Source organism: Lactobacillus sp. ESL0228 (assembly GCF_003692825.1).
Classification (GTDB): Bacteria; Bacillota; Bacilli; order Lactobacillales; family Lactobacillaceae; genus Lactobacillus.
Genome location: NZ_REHJ01000009.1, coordinates 33,149 through 50,627, shown reverse-complemented (window position 1 = coordinate 50,627; position 17,479 = coordinate 33,149). Strand labels below are relative to the sequence as shown.

Genomic DNA, 17,479 nt, shown 5'->3' with positions numbered 1-17,479 from the left:
ACTTGGAAGACGATCAATCTTTATTAACTAGTAAACAATCGTTGGAATAATCATTGCAAGATGATTAGTTGTGTATGAAAAATATGTATTTGAAGGAGGAACTTCAAAATGAAATTAACTAAAATAGTCAGTATGGTAATGACAAGTGCCACGGTCTTATCGACTGTAGCTGCCGCTACTCCGGCCATTACCCAGGCTACGTCGCAAGAGGGTATAGCTGCGGGAAATAAATTTAATAATGGCCGGACCTTACCTGATAACGGAAGAAGTAAAGTAGGAATTACTTTTGGAAAAGGCAGCGGTACTAATCCTGGCGGCGGCGGTACTAATCCTGATAATCCTGGCGGCGGCGGTAATCCAAATAAACCAGATGATGGCAAGGGTTCAAATACTGATCCTGGCGATGGTGACCACAATGGTGATGGTACCCTCAAGCCAATCGGCTACTTACGTCTGCAACATGTGCCAGAAGTACTCGATTTTGGTAGTTATACTGCGTTTAATTCTGCCAACCCTGTCTTTACCGCAGCTGGTACGAACTTAAATGATACCGGCAATGATGTACATCCTGGATATGCCGGTGCAGATAACCAGACCCCGAAGCTTTCTACCACTGATCCTAATTTAAGTGGTGTTAATGGTAAGACTTGGTTAACAGTGGTTGATAAGCAAGATAAGCGTACAACTACTGATGGCAAGAATGATAAGTATACAGGTAGTTGGCAATTAAAGGTTAAAGCCGATGGTCCGCTGACTACTGGTAGCGACGCTAATGCTAAAACAATTGCTGGAGCTACATTAACCTTTAAAAATACGAAAGAGAGCACAACAGATAAGCTTTTTGACTTAACGGGGAATGAGGCCGATAAAGGGTATGAAACTTTTACTCCCTTAGTAAATCTTCCTGTCTCTGATTTTACGGTTAACTTAAATTCTAGTAGCACTGCAGTTCAGATTGGAGAGGATAAAGGACCAAATTTATCTGGTGGAGCCTATGTTTTTGCTTGGGATCCAAGTGATATCAAGTTGACTTTACCAGCAAGTGCCAGTGTTGATGCAGGAACTTATACGACTTCATTAACTTGGACTTTATCCACAGGAATTCAATAAACTTAAGATTTTGTCAAGATACTTACTAACTAACAATTAAGTAATATATCTCTGCACTAATACCTACAAGTTTTAACTAATTTTCTTAAATTAAAGTTTAAGGAAATTCTGTAGAAGTTTGTTGTTAGGCAACAATAATAATGATTTTATAAAAGGTGCTCAAGCATAAAGCTTGAGCATCTTTTTTTGTTTAATTAGGATTATAAAAAGGCAGTAGACAACTCTAGGTCTACTGCCCTTTACTTATTGTTGCTAAAATAATTATTTCGCTAAGGCGCCCATTGGATCCCATGGCAAAAGTTGAATAGGATCTTTAGCCCCTTCATCAAATTCGGTCTTTAAAGTATCAGAGAGAAACTTTCTGTTAATCACCGCTTGGTATACAAAAGCATCAAACCAAGTATCACTCATTACAAAGTAACCTTTAAAGCCGGGCTTTTCACCCCAAGAGTTTTCAATTTTCCATTTAGTTGGTTTTCCTTCAACTAAATCAACCCCAGTAATCACCATGGCGTGATCCATCATGCTTTCGCCAGAATCAAGTTTGTCGCCCTTTGACATTGACATATCAATATCAAATAATTCATCGCGCTGGTAAATCTTGGTATCAAGCAAGCCTAGTTGTCTTTCGGAATCTTTGCCCACATTTGAGCCAAACCAAACAACTTCACCACCCTTTAATTGTTGGATGATTAAATCTTTCATTTCAGAAATTTCTAAGTTCATGTGCCTTACTTGACGACCACCGACAATATTGCCAAGGTATTCAACAGAAAAGACTTTATGATATGGCTTATCAGTTGTTGGTGAATTAATAATTGATACGTGGTCTTCAAGATTCATTCCGACATACTTATCGAAGAATTCTTTTGGTGTAAGATCTGCTTCGCGGTGATAGTTGCCATCATCATCTTTGTATTCAAAGTCAAATTTCTTTGGTGGCATTCCTAATGAAATAACAAGAACTCTGAAAACATCATTCAAAAATTCATTCTTGCGAGCAGTAACTTCATTTTCGGTTTTACCACTATTAATCATCGCGCGCAAAGCTAACCCATCTTTACGTAAAAGAGTATTCAAAGTGTCATTCAAGGCACTTGAACTAGTGGCATTAGCTGTTTCGGGATAAACTGCTTTAGGTACAATACCGTATTTTTCGATTAGGCCGCATAGCATATCCCATTGCCCACCATCTTGTTGTGGAGTTGCAAACAAGAAGCTAACTTTCCGATCTCCTAAAGGTTTATCGGCAGTAGCAATTACGTTTTCAAAGAACCAGTTAGACTTTTCGAATTTGTCCCAGAAGTTAGTGTAATTTTGGGATAATTCAAAGTCTTTAACTTTGTATTCTTTTTGTAAAGGGTGACGCATGGTATTTAAAGCTGAAAACATCCAGCAGCGACCTGATTGTTTTTGGTCAGCGGGTTTACCTGTATCAATTTCGATAGAAAAAGTTGGCTCGAGGTCAATCTTTGATTGCAAATTTTGACTAGCCTTGTAAATGCCATTTTGTTGGGCAGCTCGGCTAGCAATGTTAATGCCAGGGTGCTTGTCTAGATCAGCAGCAAAATTAGCAATTGCTTCATTGGTGATTTCTTTTGTCATAAAATGTTTCCTCCTTAAAGTTAATTACTTCTATTTTAGCCTAATGCACGTGAGTAGTCTAATATAGAAAGTTTGATAATTATTTGCTATAAGGCTTGTGATACCAAATTTTATCAAATTCTGAATGTTGGCTAAAATAGGCGATGACTTGTGGGTCAAGTGGCCACACTGGTATTTGAGATTTTTGAGCAATTTCCATTACTACTTTCATCTGATCGTGTAAAATTTGTTTACTATTTACATCGGGGTTAATAAATAAGTGATTCATTACCCAGACTGGTCCAGTTTGTCGGTTAATTTTGTCCATTGACCACCGGCAGATTAGGCGATTATTATCGTCGTTAACTTGAAAGGCTTGATGGGGATTATCAATATCGAACATGGCATTTTCCTTTTAAAATAACTTATTTTTACGTATTTAATCATATAGAAGATTTCTGAATCTTTGTAATCTATTGTAAAATAAATATTAGTGTTTTAAAGGAGATAAAATGAAGAAAAATCGTGGCTTTGAAGTCGTATCTAAATATCAAGATCAAAAAATCATGTTACCAAGACGGCAAACACTTGCAAGTGCAGGCTATGATTTAGAGGCGGCTAAAGATATGGTAGTTCCGAGTATTTGGCGTCTTAATTTTGTACGCATTTTTCGTTTATTGCGTAATGGTCATCAACTTTATGAATCTGATTATGAGCTTGCTGATGAAATTTTACGACCAATATTAATACCAACTGGAATCAAGGCGTATATGCCTGAAGATGAAGTTCTGATTTTGGCAAATCGCTCATCTAATACTTTTAAACGTAGCTTAAGTTTACCCAATGGAATTGGAGTCATAGACGCAGATTACTATAATAATGAGAAAAATGAGGGTGAAATTTTCGTTCAAATGCTTAATTACGGTATCAGACCAATTAAAATTCACAAGGGAGATCGCATTGCCCAAGGTATTTTTATTAAATACAACAAAGTTGATAATGATTTGCCAGTCGATCGTCAAAGATGTAACGGCTTTGGTTCAACAAATGAGAAGGAGGACTAATGGGAAAGATTAAAACTAAGTATAAATGTCGTTCATGTGGCTATATTTCTGCTAGTTATTTAGGGCGTTGTCCTAATTGTGGGGCATGGAATCAGTTTGAAAAAGAAACTGAAACATTGCAGACACGATCAAGTAAAGGTAGTCCCAGTAGACTCATTAAGCAAGCTGGTGGCAGTGAACCGATTAAAATGGATCAGGTAAAAGCAGAAAAAGAAGAACGTATTCAAACTAGCATGGGTGAATTAAATCGTGTCCTTGGAGGCGGGATTGTACCTGGATCACTTGTTTTGATCGGTGGAGATCCAGGGATTGGTAAATCAACATTAATGTTGCAAATCATGAGCGAGTTATCGCATCAGCATAAAGTGCTTTATGTTTCAGGAGAAGAGTCTGCAAATCAGATTAAGTTGCGTGCTGATCGTTTAGGGTTAAAATCTAGCGAAATGTTACTATATCCTGAAACCGATATGGAAGATATTAGACGTCAAATTGATACCATTCATCCCGATTTCGTAGTTATAGATTCAATTCAGACGATGAATGAGCCAAGTCTTGATTCAATGACGGGTTCAGCTTCACAAGTGCGAGAAGTAACAAGTGAATTAATGAAGATTGCTAAAGTTGATGCAATTACGGTTTTTGTAATTGGTCATGTCACTAAAGAAGGCACAATTGCTGGACCAAAAATTTTGGAGCACATGGTTGATACCGTTCTTTATTTTGAGGGTGATGAACACCATGCCTACCGCATTTTACATTCAGTAAAAAATCGTTTTGGCGCCGCAAATGAAATTGGAATGTTTGAAATGGTAAATAGGGGTCTCAAAGAGGTAACCAATCCGTCAGCAATATTTTTGGATGAGCGTTTACCTGAATCAACGGGCTCAGCAATTGTAGTTTCATTAGAAGGAACAAGACCAATTCTGGCAGAGATTCAGGCACTAGTTACGCCAACGGCATTTGGTTATGCTAAGAGAACGACTTCAGGGGTTGATTTTAATCGAGCGGCTCTTTTATTAGCAGTCTTAGAAAAGCGGGGCAACTTAATGTTGCAAAATCAAGATGTCTATTTAACTGCAACGGGTGGTATTCGTTTGAATGAACCTGCCGTTGATTTAGCGGTTGTAATGGCGATTGCTTCTAGTTATAAAAATCAGGAGATACTGCCGACCGATTGTTTTGTGGGTGAAGTTGGTTTAACGGGCGAGGTGCGCCGTGTTAATCAAATTGATGCCCGGATTAGGGAAGCCGCTAAGACTGGTTTTAAGCGTATCTTTATTCCAAAACATAATATGAGGAATAGCTTGAAGCAATTAGGAATTGAAGTAATTCCTGTTGCAAGTATTCCACAAGCATTAAAATTGGTTTTGGGATAAGGAAAGATTGAACTTTTAGCTTATTACGGGTAAACTAAAATTGTTTGAATTTACTATATTGAAAGAGGCATAATTTTGGCAAAACAAAAAATTCGAGTAAGATATGCCCCCAGTCCAACGGGGCATTTACACATCGGTAATGCACGTACCGCGCTTTTTAATTACTTATTTGCTCGGCACAATAAGGGCACTTTTGTTTTAAGAATTGAAGATACTGACACTAAGCGTAATGTCGAAGGTGGCTCTAAGTCACAAATGGAGAATCTTCATTGGCTCGGAATAGATTGGGATGAAGGTCCTGATAAAGGGGGAGACTTTGGCCCCTATCGTCAATCCGAACGTAAAGAAATTTACAATAAGTATATTCAGCAGCTACTTGATGAAGGTAAAGCTTACTATTCTTATAAAACTCAAGAAGAACTTGAAGAGCAACGAGAAGAGCAACGTGCTATGGGAATTGCGCCGCACTACACCTATGAGTATGAAGGCATGACTGCTGATGAAATTGCGCAGAGTCAGGCCAAAGCCCGAGCTCAAGGCTTAACTCCAGTTGTTCGTATTCATATTCCAGAAATGGAAACTTATGAGTGGGAAGATTTGGTTAAAGGGCATTTGAGCTTTGAATCGGATACCATTGGTGGTGATTTTGTTATTCAAAAACGTGATGGCATGCCAACTTATAACTTTGCGGTTGTGGTTGATGATCACCTAATGGAAATTACTCATGTTCTTCGCGGTGATGACCATGTTTCTAATACACCTAAGCAGTTAGCAGTGTATGAAGCATTAGGCTGGGAACCACCTAAATTTGGTCACATGACGTTAATCATTAACGCTGAAACTGGGAAAAAGCTATCTAAGCGTGATGAATCAGTTTTACAGTTTATTGAACAGTACCGTGATTTAGGGTATCTTCCTGATGCAATGTTTAATTTTATTACGCTACTTGGATGGTCGCCAGTTGGTGAAAGCGAAATTTATAATCAACGAGAACTGATCAAGCAGTTTGATCCTGAGCGTTTATCTAAATCTCCGGCTGCTTTTGACCAGAAAAAGCTGGAATGGATTAATAATCAGTACATTAAACAGGCAAATCGTGATACCTTACTTGATTTAGCTTTAAACAACTTACAAGAGGCTGGATTAGTTGAAGAAACCCCATCACCAGAAAAGCTAGAGTGGGTTCGACAATTAGTAAATATTTATTCTGTACAAATGTCTTACACTAAACAAATTGTTGATTTAGCTAAAATATTCTTTGCTGCACCAAAAAATTTGGATGACGAAGAAATTGCTGAAATTCGTAAGGATGAGGCACGACCAGTAATTGAAGAATTTAAGAAGCAGCTTGAATTGATTCCTCGCTTTACTGCTACACAAATAATGAAGGCAGTTCAAGCAACACGTAACGAAACAGGAATTAAGGGTAGGCGACTCTTTATGCCAATTAGAATAGCGACAACTAGATCAATGGTTGGTCCTGGAATTGGAGAAGCTATGGAGCTTTTGGGTAAAGAACGAGTATTGCAACACTTAGACTTAACTTTAAAACAAATGAGTGAAAACGGCTTATAATTGCTTATCGAAATAGCGTATAACGTTCTTAAAGCGTGATACGCTATTTTGTTTTGAAAATTGGTGTTGAATGTGTTCTTTCTGTTAAAATAAAAAGAAAAGTTTAAAGAAAGGCAAGTTAGCCGCTGTGAAAATTTATAATACTTTAACTAAGACTAAAGAAGAATTTCGACCGATTACGCCTGGACAAATTACGATGTATGTTTGTGGCCCGACTGTATATAATTATATTCATATTGGTAACGCACGCAGTGTGATCGCTTTTGATACAATTAGGCGCTATTTTGAATATAAGGGTTACCAAGTTAACTATGTCTCTAATTTTACTGATGTCGATGACAAGATGATTGATGAGGCACGAGCGGAAGAGATTACAGTTCCTGAACTAGCTGCACGCTATATTCAAGCTTATTGTGAAGATATTCAAGCATTAAACGTTGAAAAAGCGACCATGAATCCACGGGCAACAAATGAAATTCCAGCAATTATTGACTTTATTAAGAAATTAATTAAACGAGGTTATGCTTATGAATCTAGTGGAGATGTTTATTATCGAACACGCAAATTTAAGCATTACGGAGAACTGAGCAATCAAAATATTGCTGAACTTGAAGCTGGTGCTTCTGAACATGTGAATCAAGAAGAACAACAACGTAAGGAAGATCCAATTGATTTTGCTTTATGGAAAAAGCAGAAACTACCAGATGAAATTGCGTGGGAATCTCCTTGGGGCAAGGGACGTCCAGGGTGGCATATTGAGTGCTCAGTAATGTCAACTAAGTATTTAGGTGAAACAATTGATATTCATGGTGGAGGACAAGACTTAGAGTTTCCACACCATGAAAATGAGATTGCTCAGAGCGAAGCAGCCACGGGTAAGAAGTTTGTACACTATTGGATGCATAACGGTTTTGTCACAGTTGGGGCTGGTCAAGAAAAAATGTCTAAATCTTTGCATAATTTTGTGACTGTGCATGATTTGTTAAAGACGACTAATCCGCAAGTTTTACGCTTTTTTATGGCTAGTGTACATTATCGCCGGCCAATTAATTATTCTGATAACAATTTAGCTCAGGCGAAAAATATTTTAAACCGGTTTAAAAACACACTAATTAACATTGCTTATCGTCTTAATGACCAGACTAACAGTATGGCTTCATCAATATTAGTGGCTAAAATAGCTCAGACTGAGGATCAATTTACTGAGGCAATGGACGATGATCTAAATGTCCAAAATGCCCTTGCAGCTATTTATGATTTACTACCAGAAATCAACGCTAATGTTGCATCTGCTTTTGCTGATAAGGATGCACTTAATAGGGCTCAACAATTGTTGATTACATGGTTAGGAATTTTCGGAATTGACGCTCAAAAATTGACTACTTCGGTTAGAAGAAAATCGGATGACGAAATCAGTAATTTAATTCAAGAGCGAGAAAAGGCACGAGCAAGTAAAGATTGGGCAAAAAGTGATGCTATCCGTGCACAATTAAAGAAAATGGGTGTTATGTTAGAAGATACCCCTCAAGGGACAAGGTGGATACGTGATTAAAAGAAAAATGACAGAAAGAAAAATCAATCCTGATACGTTAAATGGACAAACTTTAGCTTATTTGGGGGATGCAGTATACGAAATTGCTATTCGTGAACATTTAATTAAATGTCAGATTGTTAAACCGCAGGTTTTACAGCGTCAAGCTACGTACTATGTTTCGGCTAAGGCACAGGCAGCTTTGATTACAAAATTGCAAGCTGATAACCTTTTAACTGCTGATGAAGTAACAATCTTTCATCGTGGTCGTAACGCTAAGACACACACTAAAGCGAAGAATACAAGCCTGTCAACTTATCAATTGTCAACAGGTTTTGAAGCAGTATGGGGTTATTTGGAATTGTTAGGAGAAAAAGACCGTATTTTTGAACTAACCTCATGGTGCATAAAAGCAGTAGAAAATGGTGGGATAGATGAATATGAGTTCAATTAATAGTGATTTTATTTTCGGTAAGCATGCTGGACTAGATTTTTTAAAAACACAGGATGCTGAACGGATTAATAAAGTTTTTCTTCAACAAGGCGTACAAGAAAATTTTGCCAACGAAGTTTTTGAATTAGCAAGAAATAAAGGTGTGATTGTTCAGACCGTACCTAAAAATAAGCTGGATCGATTGGTAGCGGGCGAAAATCATCAGGGTCTAGTTTTAACGATTGCAAGTTTCGAATATACAGATTTAGCTCGGTTGTTAGACCAGTTAGATCAAGCAAAAGAAGATCCTTTTTTGTTAATGTTGGATTCAATTGAAGATCCGCACAATTTGGGTTCAATTCTGCGAACAGCTGATGCAACTGGAGTAGACGGAATAATAATTCCTAAACGTCATGCAACGGGGCTGACATCGGTTGTTGCTAAAACTTCTACCGGTGCAATTGACCATGTCCCAGTTGCCCGTGTTAATAATCTGGTTCAAACTAGTAAAATTTTAAAAAATAAAGGTTATTGGTTATTTGGAACAGATATGAATGGTATTGATTATCGTCGCTGGAACAGTAAAGGTAAGGCCGTGTTGGTAATTGGTAACGAAGGCAAAGGTATTTCACGGTTACTTAAAGAACAAATGGACCAAATGTTAACTTTGCCAATGGTTGGACACGTTCAATCGCTCAATGCAAGCGTGGCAACGGGTATAATGCTTTATCAGATGCTCAATAGTCGTAATCCGTTAAACTAAAGAATAAAAATACCCTGAAACTAAGTAATTAACAGTTTAATTATTTAGTTTCAGGGTTTTTTTATGTTGATTAAGATTATTTTGGTAATTATATTAACGTTGAAAATAATGTGTTTTAATGTTTTGTTGCACCAAAAATAAATTGTAGTATATAAACGTTTGTTCGATATTTTAGTAAGAAAAAGTTGCGTATTCTTCACCTCAAATACTAAGAAAGTTTGAGGATAAGAAGAATGGTCAGAAAAAAATCATTTGATGTAAACGCAGATGAAACGAATTTAATCTCACAGATTAAGGAAGGAAAAGACGATGCACTTGTAAAACTTTATCAACTATATTATCCGTTAGTATATAGTGTGAAGCAAAAATATTACGTTCGATATTATGATGACCAAGATTGGAATCAGGACGCATTAATTATTTGTCATGCCTCGGCTATGAATTTTGATCAAAGTAAAGGAAGATTTGGCAGTTATTATAAAACTAGGCTCACTAATCATGCTAAAACATTGGTCAGATATGATTCTGCTTACAGAAGAAAGGCAATGAATCAATCAGTTTCATTAGACGCGGCAAAAGAAAAGGGATTAGAACCGATAGCAAAATCAGTTATAAGCCCAAGTGAAATTCCATTAAGTGAATTATTAGCTAGTTTAATTGCCAGCTTATCTGATTTAGAAATTAGTGCTCTACTAATTGAGTTAGGGATTATTGATATAGAAGATGCCCTGCAAAAGCTTAAAGTGGAACGGGTTACAATTTTGCGTGCACGCTCACGCGTGTCACGAAAAATGCGCCATGTACTTTTAGATTAGTTATTTTAGTAGTCGGCACTAAAAAGGGGTATAATAAATAATTGTAGAATAATATTTAGGAGGTAATTAAGATGGCAGAAGAAGTTATAAAGACAGCATTGCTAGATCGTCACATGAAAGAAGTATTTGACTGGAGTGACTCTGATATTCCTGTTAGAGATGCACTTTGGGACTATTTTATGGAAAAAAATGGAAGAGATACTATCAAGACAGAAGAAGATATGCTTCCGTTTCTTGATGATGCTGACGACAAAATCGAATCCTTCGTAAATGAAAATCTTAAGAAGTAAGTCCGACTAATAAGATATTCTACGCTCAGTGGTCACGCTATATGTTGATCACCAATGGCCGCCCGCGATAGAGTGGCTATTTTTATTGAGACCATTTTACTAATTAAAGTGGCAAACTGTAATTAATTGCTTATAGAGATTTTTTTTGCTAAAATACAATAGTTTGGAAGTGAGATTATGGCAGTGAAAAAAGCATCCTTAGCCTGTAGCATTTGTGGCTCACGTAACTACTCGATCACCGCAAGTAAGAATCGCACTCAGCGGCTTGAGTTGAATAAATTTTGCAAGTATTGTGGTAAGATGACTTTACATAAAGAAACGAGGTAAGAGGATAATGATTAAATTTTTTAAGAGCGTTGTTGAAGAAATGCGATTAGTAACTTGGCCAAGTGCTAAGCAGAACCGTCATGACACGGGAATTGTTATCGGCTCCTCGATTTTGTTTGCATTATATTTGGGACTACTTGACTGGGCATTTAGCAGTCTAACTCAAATTGTTATGTGATAGCAAAATAAATTTATTTGTGTTAAAATATATAATCATTTATAACCTCTGACCTAGAGGTTTTTTGTTTGCCTTAAAAAGGAGAATCTGTAGTAATGGTTGAAACAATAAAAAAGCAATGGTATGTACTTCATACATATTCAGGATATGAAGATAAAGTCAAGTCGGACTTGCTATCACGTGCACAAAGTATGGGAATGCAGGATTATATTTTCCGCGTGATGGTTCCTGAACAAGAAAAAATTGAAAAAGTCAACGATAAGAAAAAAGAGATTGAAGAAAAAATATTCCCTGGTTATGTGCTAGTTGAAATGGTAATGACAGACGAAAGCTGGTTTGTAGTTAGAAATACACCTAATGTTACCGGATTTGTTGGCTCCCATGGTGGTGGATCCAAGCCTTCACCTCTTCTTGATGAGGAGGTTAATCGGTTATTGCGTCAACAAGGTGAGCCGGTTAAGCGTCCACAAATTGATTATGAAATTGGCGAAACAGTCACAATCATTGATGGTGCATTTAACGGTGTTGAAGGTAAGATCACAGAAATTCAACCTGATAAATACAAATTATTTGTTTCAGTCGAAATGTTTGGTCGAGCAACAACAACCGAGCTTGACTATGATCAAGTAAAGAAAATTAATTAAATTTTCAAATATTGCAAATTTGTTCAAACGATGGTACGCTATTAACGTAGTTTTATTATTGTGGGAGGAAGAGCAAGTTGCTTTTCCATTTTAACCACACACGGAATCAAGGAGGTTTTGACCGTGGCAAAGAAAGTTATTAACGTTGTCAAATTACAAATACCAGCTGGTGCTGCAACACCTGCACCTCCAGTTGGTCCAGCTTTAGGTCAAGCCGGGATTAACATTGTTGGCTTTACCAAGGACTTCAATGCTAGAACAGCTGACCAAAAAGGCATGATTATTCCTGTAGTCATCACTGTTTACGAAGATCGTTCATTTGAATTCGTAACTAAGACTCCACCAGCTCCAGTGCTATTGAAGCAAGCTGCTAAGATTGACAAAGCATCTGGCGAACCTAACACCAAGAAAGTTGGTAAGGTTACCAAGGCTCAAGTTAAGGAAATTGCTGAAACAAAGATGCAAGACCTTAATGCTGCTGATGTCGAAGCTGCTATGCGGATGATCGAGGGTACTGCTAGAAGTATGGGCATCGAAGTCGAAGACTAATCCTGTTATTTATAACATTTTAGGTGGGAGAGCTTAACGCTTGTTTGACCACATATTAAGGAGGAAATCACATGCCAAAGCATGGTAAAAAATATTTAGAAGCTGCTAAAAAAGTAGATTCAAAGAAAATGTATTCGGTTGCCGAAGCAATTAAGCTAGTTAAGGAAACCTCGTATGCAGGCTTCGATGCTTCAGTTGAAGTTTCATACAACTTAAGTGTTGACCCTAAGCAAGCAGACCAACAAATTCGTGGTTCAATTGTTTTGCCAAATGGTACAGGTAAGACTCAAAAAGTTATAGTTTTTGCAGAAGGTGCTCAAGCTGAAGCAGCTAAAGCTGCCGGTGCTGATGAAGTTGGTTCAGACGACTTAGTTGAAAAAGTTCAAAATGGTTACTTAGACTTTGATGTTGTTGTTGCTACACCAACAATGATGGCTAAAGTAGGACGCTTGGGTCGAGTATTGGGACCTAAAGGCTTAATGCCAAACCCTAAGACTGGAACTGTTACAATGGATATTGAAAAAGCCGTTAAGAATGTAAAGGCTGGTCAAGTTGAATACCGTGTAGACCGTCAAGCTGCAATTCATGCTGCGATTGGTAAAGTTTCATTTACTGATGAGCAATTAGTTGAAAACTTTGATGCTTTACGTGATGTTATTTTACGTGCGCGTCCTTCGGCTGCTAAAGGTCAATATATTAAGAGTGTAGCTGTAGCTGCAACCTTTGGACCTGGAATTAAGCTTGATCCATTAAACCTAGACTAAAATCAAATAAGACCAAAAGCAACTTTGCTGTAAACGCAAGTTGCTTTTTTTAAACCATTTTTCAAGGGAATATGATTGGTCAATTATCAATGTTTTGATAAACTAATAATGAATTTAATTGAGGGAAATGTATAATGCGAAAAAGTAATTTAAGCAAAGTGCTGGTTGTATTTTTGATTATATCGATTTTTTTAGTTGGTTGTAGCAAAAATAATAAGAAAATTACGATTGTCGGCTCAAGTGCCTTGCAACCCTTAGTTGAACAGGCTGGAAATGATTATCATTTATCCCATCTTGATAGTAATATTGTTGTTCAAGGTGGAGGTTCTGGTACTGGTCTTAGTCAAGTTCAAGCAGGGGCAGTTGAAGTAGGAACTTCTGATGTTTTTGCAGATACTCAAAAGGGAATTGATGGTAAGAAGTTGGTAGACTTTCCTGTTGCGGTGGTTGGTATTGTTCCAATCGTTAATAAAGGCGTTGGAATAAAAAGTTTGTCACGCAAACAACTTGCCGCTATTTTTACAGGAAAGATTAAAAATTGGCGTCAAGTTGGGGGAAAAGACTTGCCAATAATTGTTATTAATCGTTCTCGCGGTAGTGGAACAAGGACAACCTTTGAGGATCTTATCTTAAAAGGTCAAGAAGCCGTAAATTCACAGGAACAGGATTCTAACGGTAGTGTAAAGAAAATAGTTAATTCAACTCCTGGGACGATTTCGTACATTTCTTTTCCATATGCAAATGATTCTAACATTCAAAAGATTAATCTTGATCATGTAAAACCGATTAATGAGAATATTCGTACTAACAAGTGGCCATTATGGTCTTATGAGCACATGTATACTAAAGGAAAGCCTAATAAGGCAACTGCTGCTTTTATTAAGTATATTTTGAGTAAAAAAGTTCAGCAAGATTTAGTGCCAAAAATTGGTTATCTCAGTGTACACGAGATGGAAGTTACGCGTGACAGTCAAAATAGAGTTACGAAAATAGGTAATTAGCATGGCAAAAAAAGAACAAGATTTGCAAAAGGTTGTTGAAAAGGCAATTGCACAGCAGAAAGTACCACATGTTAAATTTAAGGGGATAGATCCTAAAAATATAGATATAGCACGTTTAACAAAACCATCTAAGGAAACAAAGCAAGAACGATGGGGCAAAGGTTTAACATTTTTGGCAATTGCTCTAATTGGTATTTTAATTGTGGCAATCATTGGTTTTGTGGGGATGCATGGACTTGCTACTTTTTTTGATAATAAAGTTAATATTTTCCACTTTTTATTTTCTACTGACTGGAATCCAAGTGCTGGAAATAATCATGTTGGTGCAGCTGCAATGATTGTTACTTCATTTGCGGTAACACTACTGGCTGCATTAATTGCGACTCCATTTTCAATTGCTGTTGCTTTATTTATGACAGAATATGAATCTGGTAAAAGAGCGGGACTGCTACAATCAGTTATTGAACTCTTAGTGGGAATTCCTTCTGTTGTCTATGGCTTTTTAGGCTTAACAGTTGTCGTTCCGGCTATACGAACAATTTTTGGTGGGACAGGATTCGGAATTTTAACAGCAACCTTAGTATTATTTGTGATGGTTTTGCCAACAATTACTTCTTTGACAGTCGATGCTTTTAAGGCTGTTCCCAAGGAATTGCGAAAATCCTCAGCTGCACTTGGTGCTACTAAGTGGCAAACAATTTTTCATGTCGTTTTACGAGCCGCAAGAGCAAGAATAATGACCGCAATTATTTTTGGAATGGCACGTGCTTTTGGCGAAGCTCTGGCTGTACAAATGGCTATCGGCAATGCGGTGCTAATGCCTTCTAATTTGGTTAGTCCAGCTGCAACTCTGACTAGTCAATTAACTAGTCAAATGGGTAATACGGTCATGGGAACCTTACCAAATAATGCTTTATGGTCTTTGGCATTACTCCTATTATTAATGTCACTATTTTTCAATTTCTTGGTTCACTTAATTGGAAAGAAGAGTTAGCAGCATATGAATTCAAAAAGAAATAACCGAATTGCTACAGGCATAATTTATTGTTTAGTCGGAATAGTAATTCTCCTATTAATCGGTATTATTGGCAATATCCTACTATCAGGTGTGACACACTTATCATGGCATTTCTTAACTTCAGCTTCATCTTCTTTTGAAGCAGGTGGAGGGATTAGAGATCAATTATTCAATTCACTGTATCTCTTAATATTGACCTTGCTTATTTCATTGCCAATTGCCCTTGGAGCCGCAATTTATTTAGCTGAATATGCTCCAGACAACTGGTTAACACAGATAATTAGAACAACAATTGAAATTTTAAGTTCATTACCCTCAATTGTAGTAGGTTTATTTGGATATTTAGTTTTTGTAGTCCAGTTTGGATTAGGTTTTTCAATTATTTCCGGTGCTTTAGCACTAACCTTTTTTAATTTACCAATATTAACTAGTAATATTGAAGAAGCGATTAAAGGGGTTCCCCAAACTCAGCGTGAAGCTGGTTGGGCTCTTGGCTTATCTAATTGGAAAACTATTCGTGGAATAGTTATTCCAGCTGCATTACCAGGAATTATTACAGGTGTTATTCTTAGTGCTGGTCGGGTATTTGGAGAAGCTGCAGCCTTAATTTATACTGCTGGTCAAAGTGGTTCAACGGTTGACTACACTAATTGGAATATGTTTAGTCCAACGAGCTTTTTAAATGTAATGAGACCTGCTGAGACCCTGGCTGTACATATTTGGAAAGTAAATACTGAAGGAATTATTCCTGATGTCAATATTGTGTCAGCTGCAACCTCGGCTTTATTAGTAATTGTAGTTATTATTTTCAATTTTGGGGCGCGAGCTTTAGGCAATTGGTTATATAAGCGGTTAACAGCTGCTAAGTTAAAATGAGGAAGTTTTATGGACAATTGGCAAGATCAGCCAAGATATATCAAATCATTTGCTGAAGGTGATTGTGCAATTTCTACACAAAACTTAAGTGTTTTTTATGGCGGTACAATTCAGAAATTATTTGATGTTAGTTTGGGGTTTAAGAAAAATACAATTACGGCTCTAATTGGTGCTTCTGGTTCAGGTAAATCAACATTTTTGCGTTCGTTAAATCGAATGAATGATCAGGTAGCACGTGTGGATGGGAAAATTATGTTTCATAATTTGGATGTTAACCAAAAAAAGATTAACGTTTACGAATTACGTAAAACAATTGGAATGGTATTTCAAAAGCCTAATCCGTTCCCTAAGTCAATCAAAGAAAATATTATTTATGCGTTAAAAGCAAATGGTCAACAAGATAAAGTTAAGTTAAATCAAATTGTAGAAGAAAGTTTAAGGGCAGCTGCTTTATGGGATGAAGTTAAAGATAAACTTGATCAAAGTGCGCTCGCTCTTTCAGGTGGCCAACAGCAAAGACTTTGTATTGCCCGAGCAATTGCATTAAAACCTGAAATATTGTTATTGGATGAGCCGGCTAGCGCACTTGATCCGGTTTCAACTGCTAAACTTGAAGATACGCTGAAGCAGTTACGCAAAAAATATACGATGGTAATGGTAACACATAATATGCAGCAAGCGTCTAGAATTAGTGAATACACCGCTTTTTTCCATCTGGGACATGCGTTAGAATATGACACAACTACTAACATTTTCACTAATCCGCAGGGAGAAGTTACAGAAAAATATATTCAAGGTAGTTTTGGCTAAAGGGGTGCAAGTATGACTAATGTGATGGAAGCGCAAAACGTTAAACTGAATTATGGCAATTTTGAGGCTTTGCATGGTATTACCCTGGCTTTTCCTGCTCAGAAGTTGACCGCATTGATTGGACCATCGGGCTGTGGCAAATCAACATTTTTACGTTGTTTGAACCGGATGAATGATGATATCGATGATATTAAGATTAGCGGCAAAATCTTGTTAGAAGGTAAGGATATTTATCACTCGCATCTTGACCTAGTTGCATTACGAAAAAAAGTTGGAATGGTTTTTCAGCAGCCAACACCATTTCCTTTTTCCGTTTTTGATAATGTAGCATATGGGCTGCGTGTAGCGGGAGTGAAAGATAAGCAGTTAATTGAAGAGCGAGTTGAAGAGAGCTTAAAGCAAGCTGCAATCTGGACGGAAACTAAGGATAGTTTACAAAGAAATGCTCTAGCATTTTCTGGCGGACAGCAACAACGCATTTGTATTGCACGCGCACTGGCTGTTAGACCAGAAGTGGTTTTATTGGATGAGCCCACTTCAGCACTTGATCCTATATCTAGTGCTGAAATTGAAGAAACATTAATGGGATTAAAACAAAAGTACACTTTTATTATGGTGACGCATAACTTGCAGCAGGCAAGTCGAATTTCAGATCAAGTTGCTTTTTTAATGAATGGTGAATTAATAGAATCTGGTTCGACACAGGAGATGTTTTTAGCACCGCACAAAGAAATTACTAGTAATTATCTTAACGGTCGATTTGGTTAAACT

Annotated in this window: 21 protein-coding genes; 19 read left to right on the top strand and 2 right to left on the bottom strand. The window is 37.2% G+C overall.

From position 1 onward, the window contains the following. The first annotated feature begins 108 nt into the window (after nt 1-108). Complete coding sequence (locus F5ESL0228_RS06400; protein ID WP_122023241.1) at nt 109-1,110, top strand: WxL domain-containing protein; 1,002 nt, start codon at nt 109-111, stop codon at nt 1,108-1,110. Nucleotides 1,111-1,371: 261 nt separating this feature from the next. On the opposite strand, the gene pepC is transcribed toward F5ESL0228_RS06400, so the two are convergent. Together pepC and F5ESL0228_RS06390 are read right to left on the bottom strand one after the other, a co-directional pair. Further along, on the bottom strand, nt 1,372-2,715 hold the full coding sequence (pepC, locus tag F5ESL0228_RS06395; protein ID WP_122023240.1) for an aminopeptidase C: 1,344 nt from the start codon (nt 2,713-2,715) through the stop codon (nt 1,372-1,374). A 79-nt stretch (nt 2,716-2,794) separates the two neighbouring features. Then, nucleotides 2,795-3,097, bottom strand: a complete 303-nt coding sequence (locus F5ESL0228_RS06390) for a hypothetical protein (RefSeq protein WP_122018716.1) — start codon at nt 3,095-3,097, stop codon at nt 2,795-2,797. A gap of 109 nt (nt 3,098-3,206) precedes the next feature. Between F5ESL0228_RS06390 and F5ESL0228_RS06385 the strand changes: the two genes are divergently transcribed. From F5ESL0228_RS06385 to pstB (F5ESL0228_RS06300), 18 genes are all read left to right on the top strand, one after another. Continuing rightward, complete coding sequence (locus F5ESL0228_RS06385; protein ID WP_122023239.1) at nt 3,207-3,758, top strand: dUTP diphosphatase; 552 nt, start codon at nt 3,207-3,209, stop codon at nt 3,756-3,758. Further along, nucleotides 3,758-5,134 carry a DNA repair protein RadA gene (gene radA / locus F5ESL0228_RS06380; protein WP_122023238.1) on the top strand — a complete coding sequence of 459 codons (1,377 nt, stop codon included), beginning with the start codon at nt 3,758-3,760 and terminating at the stop codon, nt 5,132-5,134. The genes F5ESL0228_RS06385 and radA overlap by 1 nt, the downstream gene beginning before the upstream one ends. 75 nt (nt 5,135-5,209) lie before the next feature. Continuing rightward, nucleotides 5,210-6,709 (top strand): glutamate--tRNA ligase, encoded by a 1,500-nt coding sequence (gene gltX, locus F5ESL0228_RS06375; protein ID WP_122018710.1) that lies wholly within the window; start codon nt 5,210-5,212, stop codon nt 6,707-6,709. A gap of 127 nt (nt 6,710-6,836) precedes the next feature. Then, on the top strand, nt 6,837-8,261 hold the full coding sequence (gene cysS / locus F5ESL0228_RS06370) for a cysteine--tRNA ligase (RefSeq protein WP_122023237.1): 1,425 nt from the start codon (nt 6,837-6,839) through the stop codon (nt 8,259-8,261). 7 nt (nt 8,262-8,268) lie between these two features. Continuing rightward, entirely contained in the window at nt 8,269-8,694 is a 426-nt protein-coding gene (locus tag F5ESL0228_RS06365; RefSeq protein WP_369916858.1) for a Mini-ribonuclease 3, read from the top strand. Next, on the top strand, nt 8,681-9,436 hold the full coding sequence (gene rlmB / locus F5ESL0228_RS06360; protein WP_122023243.1) for a 23S rRNA (guanosine(2251)-2'-O)-methyltransferase RlmB: 756 nt from the start codon (nt 8,681-8,683) through the stop codon (nt 9,434-9,436). Before F5ESL0228_RS06365 ends, rlmB begins: the two co-directional genes overlap by 14 nt. Before the next feature lie 233 nt (nt 9,437-9,669). After that, the gene (locus F5ESL0228_RS06355) at nt 9,670-10,251 is read left to right on the top strand and encodes a sigma factor (protein ID WP_122023236.1); all 582 of its coding nucleotides are present in this window, start codon (nt 9,670-9,672) and stop codon (nt 10,249-10,251) included. A gap of 71 nt (nt 10,252-10,322) precedes the next feature. After that, the gene (locus F5ESL0228_RS06350) at nt 10,323-10,541 is read left to right on the top strand and encodes a hypothetical protein (RefSeq protein ID WP_122023235.1); all 219 of its coding nucleotides are present in this window, start codon (nt 10,323-10,325) and stop codon (nt 10,539-10,541) included. A gap of 177 nt (nt 10,542-10,718) precedes the next feature. Continuing rightward, on the top strand, nt 10,719-10,868 hold the full coding sequence (gene rpmG, locus F5ESL0228_RS06345) for a 50S ribosomal protein L33 (RefSeq protein WP_122023234.1): 150 nt from the start codon (nt 10,719-10,721) through the stop codon (nt 10,866-10,868). 7 nt (nt 10,869-10,875) lie between these two features. Then, complete coding sequence (gene secE, locus F5ESL0228_RS06340) at nt 10,876-11,046, top strand: preprotein translocase subunit SecE (RefSeq protein WP_122018696.1); 171 nt, start codon at nt 10,876-10,878, stop codon at nt 11,044-11,046. Between the two features lie 95 nt (nt 11,047-11,141). After that, nucleotides 11,142-11,690, top strand: coding sequence for a transcription termination/antitermination protein NusG (nusG, locus tag F5ESL0228_RS06335; RefSeq protein WP_122018694.1), 549 nt, complete (start codon nt 11,142-11,144; stop codon nt 11,688-11,690). 123 nt (nt 11,691-11,813) lie between these two features. Then, nucleotides 11,814-12,239, top strand: a complete 426-nt coding sequence (gene rplK / locus F5ESL0228_RS06330; RefSeq protein ID WP_122018692.1) for a 50S ribosomal protein L11 — start codon at nt 11,814-11,816, stop codon at nt 12,237-12,239. A 71-nt stretch (nt 12,240-12,310) separates the two neighbouring features. Next, nucleotides 12,311-13,003, top strand: a complete 693-nt coding sequence (gene rplA / locus F5ESL0228_RS06325; protein ID WP_122018690.1) for a 50S ribosomal protein L1 — start codon at nt 12,311-12,313, stop codon at nt 13,001-13,003. Nucleotides 13,004-13,137: 134 nt separating this feature from the next. Further along, the gene (locus F5ESL0228_RS06320; protein WP_122023233.1) at nt 13,138-14,004 is read left to right on the top strand and encodes a phosphate ABC transporter substrate-binding protein; all 867 of its coding nucleotides are present in this window, start codon (nt 13,138-13,140) and stop codon (nt 14,002-14,004) included. 1 nt (nt 14,005) lies between these two features. After that, the gene (gene pstC / locus F5ESL0228_RS06315) at nt 14,006-14,998 is read left to right on the top strand and encodes a phosphate ABC transporter permease subunit PstC (RefSeq protein WP_122023232.1); all 993 of its coding nucleotides are present in this window, start codon (nt 14,006-14,008) and stop codon (nt 14,996-14,998) included. Nucleotides 14,999-15,004: 6 nt separating this feature from the next. Beyond that, nucleotides 15,005-15,898 (top strand): phosphate ABC transporter permease PstA, encoded by an 894-nt coding sequence (gene pstA / locus F5ESL0228_RS06310; protein ID WP_122023231.1) that lies wholly within the window; start codon nt 15,005-15,007, stop codon nt 15,896-15,898. 9 nt (nt 15,899-15,907) lie between these two features. Continuing rightward, nucleotides 15,908-16,708, top strand: coding sequence for a phosphate ABC transporter ATP-binding protein PstB (pstB, locus tag F5ESL0228_RS06305; RefSeq protein WP_122018681.1), 801 nt, complete (start codon nt 15,908-15,910; stop codon nt 16,706-16,708). A gap of 12 nt (nt 16,709-16,720) precedes the next feature. Then, nucleotides 16,721-17,476 (top strand): phosphate ABC transporter ATP-binding protein PstB, encoded by a 756-nt coding sequence (gene pstB / locus F5ESL0228_RS06300; RefSeq protein ID WP_122018678.1) that lies wholly within the window; start codon nt 16,721-16,723, stop codon nt 17,474-17,476. The last annotated feature ends 3 nt before the right edge of the window (nt 17,477-17,479 follow it).

Bases quoted from the DNA above. Each gene is read 5' to 3' on its own strand.
- F5ESL0228_RS06400 (WP_122023241.1), top strand. From the start codon at position 109: ATGAAATTAACTAAAATAGTCAGTATGGTAATGACAAGTGCCACGGTC.
- pepC (WP_122023240.1), bottom strand. From the start codon at position 2,715: ATGACAAAAGAAATCACCAATGAAGCAATTGCTAATTTTGCTGCTGAT.
- F5ESL0228_RS06390 (WP_122018716.1), bottom strand. From the start codon at position 3,097: ATGTTCGATATTGATAATCCCCATCAAGCCTTTCAAGTTAACGACGAT.
- F5ESL0228_RS06385 (WP_122023239.1), top strand. From the start codon at position 3,207: ATGAAGAAAAATCGTGGCTTTGAAGTCGTATCTAAATATCAAGATCAA.
- radA (WP_122023238.1), top strand. From the start codon at position 3,758: ATGGGAAAGATTAAAACTAAGTATAAATGTCGTTCATGTGGCTATATT.
- F5ESL0228_RS06365 (WP_369916858.1), top strand. From the start codon at position 8,269: ATGACAGAAAGAAAAATCAATCCTGATACGTTAAATGGACAAACTTTA.
- rlmB (WP_122023243.1), top strand. From the start codon at position 8,681: ATGAGTTCAATTAATAGTGATTTTATTTTCGGTAAGCATGCTGGACTA.
- F5ESL0228_RS06355 (WP_122023236.1), top strand. From the start codon at position 9,670: ATGGTCAGAAAAAAATCATTTGATGTAAACGCAGATGAAACGAATTTA.
- F5ESL0228_RS06350 (WP_122023235.1), top strand. From the start codon at position 10,323: ATGGCAGAAGAAGTTATAAAGACAGCATTGCTAGATCGTCACATGAAA.
- rpmG (WP_122023234.1), top strand. From the start codon at position 10,719: ATGGCAGTGAAAAAAGCATCCTTAGCCTGTAGCATTTGTGGCTCACGT.
- secE (WP_122018696.1), top strand. From the start codon at position 10,876: ATGATTAAATTTTTTAAGAGCGTTGTTGAAGAAATGCGATTAGTAACT.
- nusG (WP_122018694.1), top strand. From the start codon at position 11,142: ATGGTTGAAACAATAAAAAAGCAATGGTATGTACTTCATACATATTCA.
- rplA (WP_122018690.1), top strand. From the start codon at position 12,311: ATGCCAAAGCATGGTAAAAAATATTTAGAAGCTGCTAAAAAAGTAGAT.
- F5ESL0228_RS06320 (WP_122023233.1), top strand. From the start codon at position 13,138: ATGCGAAAAAGTAATTTAAGCAAAGTGCTGGTTGTATTTTTGATTATA.
- pstC (WP_122023232.1), top strand. From the start codon at position 14,006: ATGGCAAAAAAAGAACAAGATTTGCAAAAGGTTGTTGAAAAGGCAATT.
- pstA (WP_122023231.1), top strand. From the start codon at position 15,005: ATGAATTCAAAAAGAAATAACCGAATTGCTACAGGCATAATTTATTGT.
- pstB (WP_122018681.1), top strand. From the start codon at position 15,908: ATGGACAATTGGCAAGATCAGCCAAGATATATCAAATCATTTGCTGAA.
- pstB (WP_122018678.1), top strand. From the start codon at position 16,721: ATGACTAATGTGATGGAAGCGCAAAACGTTAAACTGAATTATGGCAAT.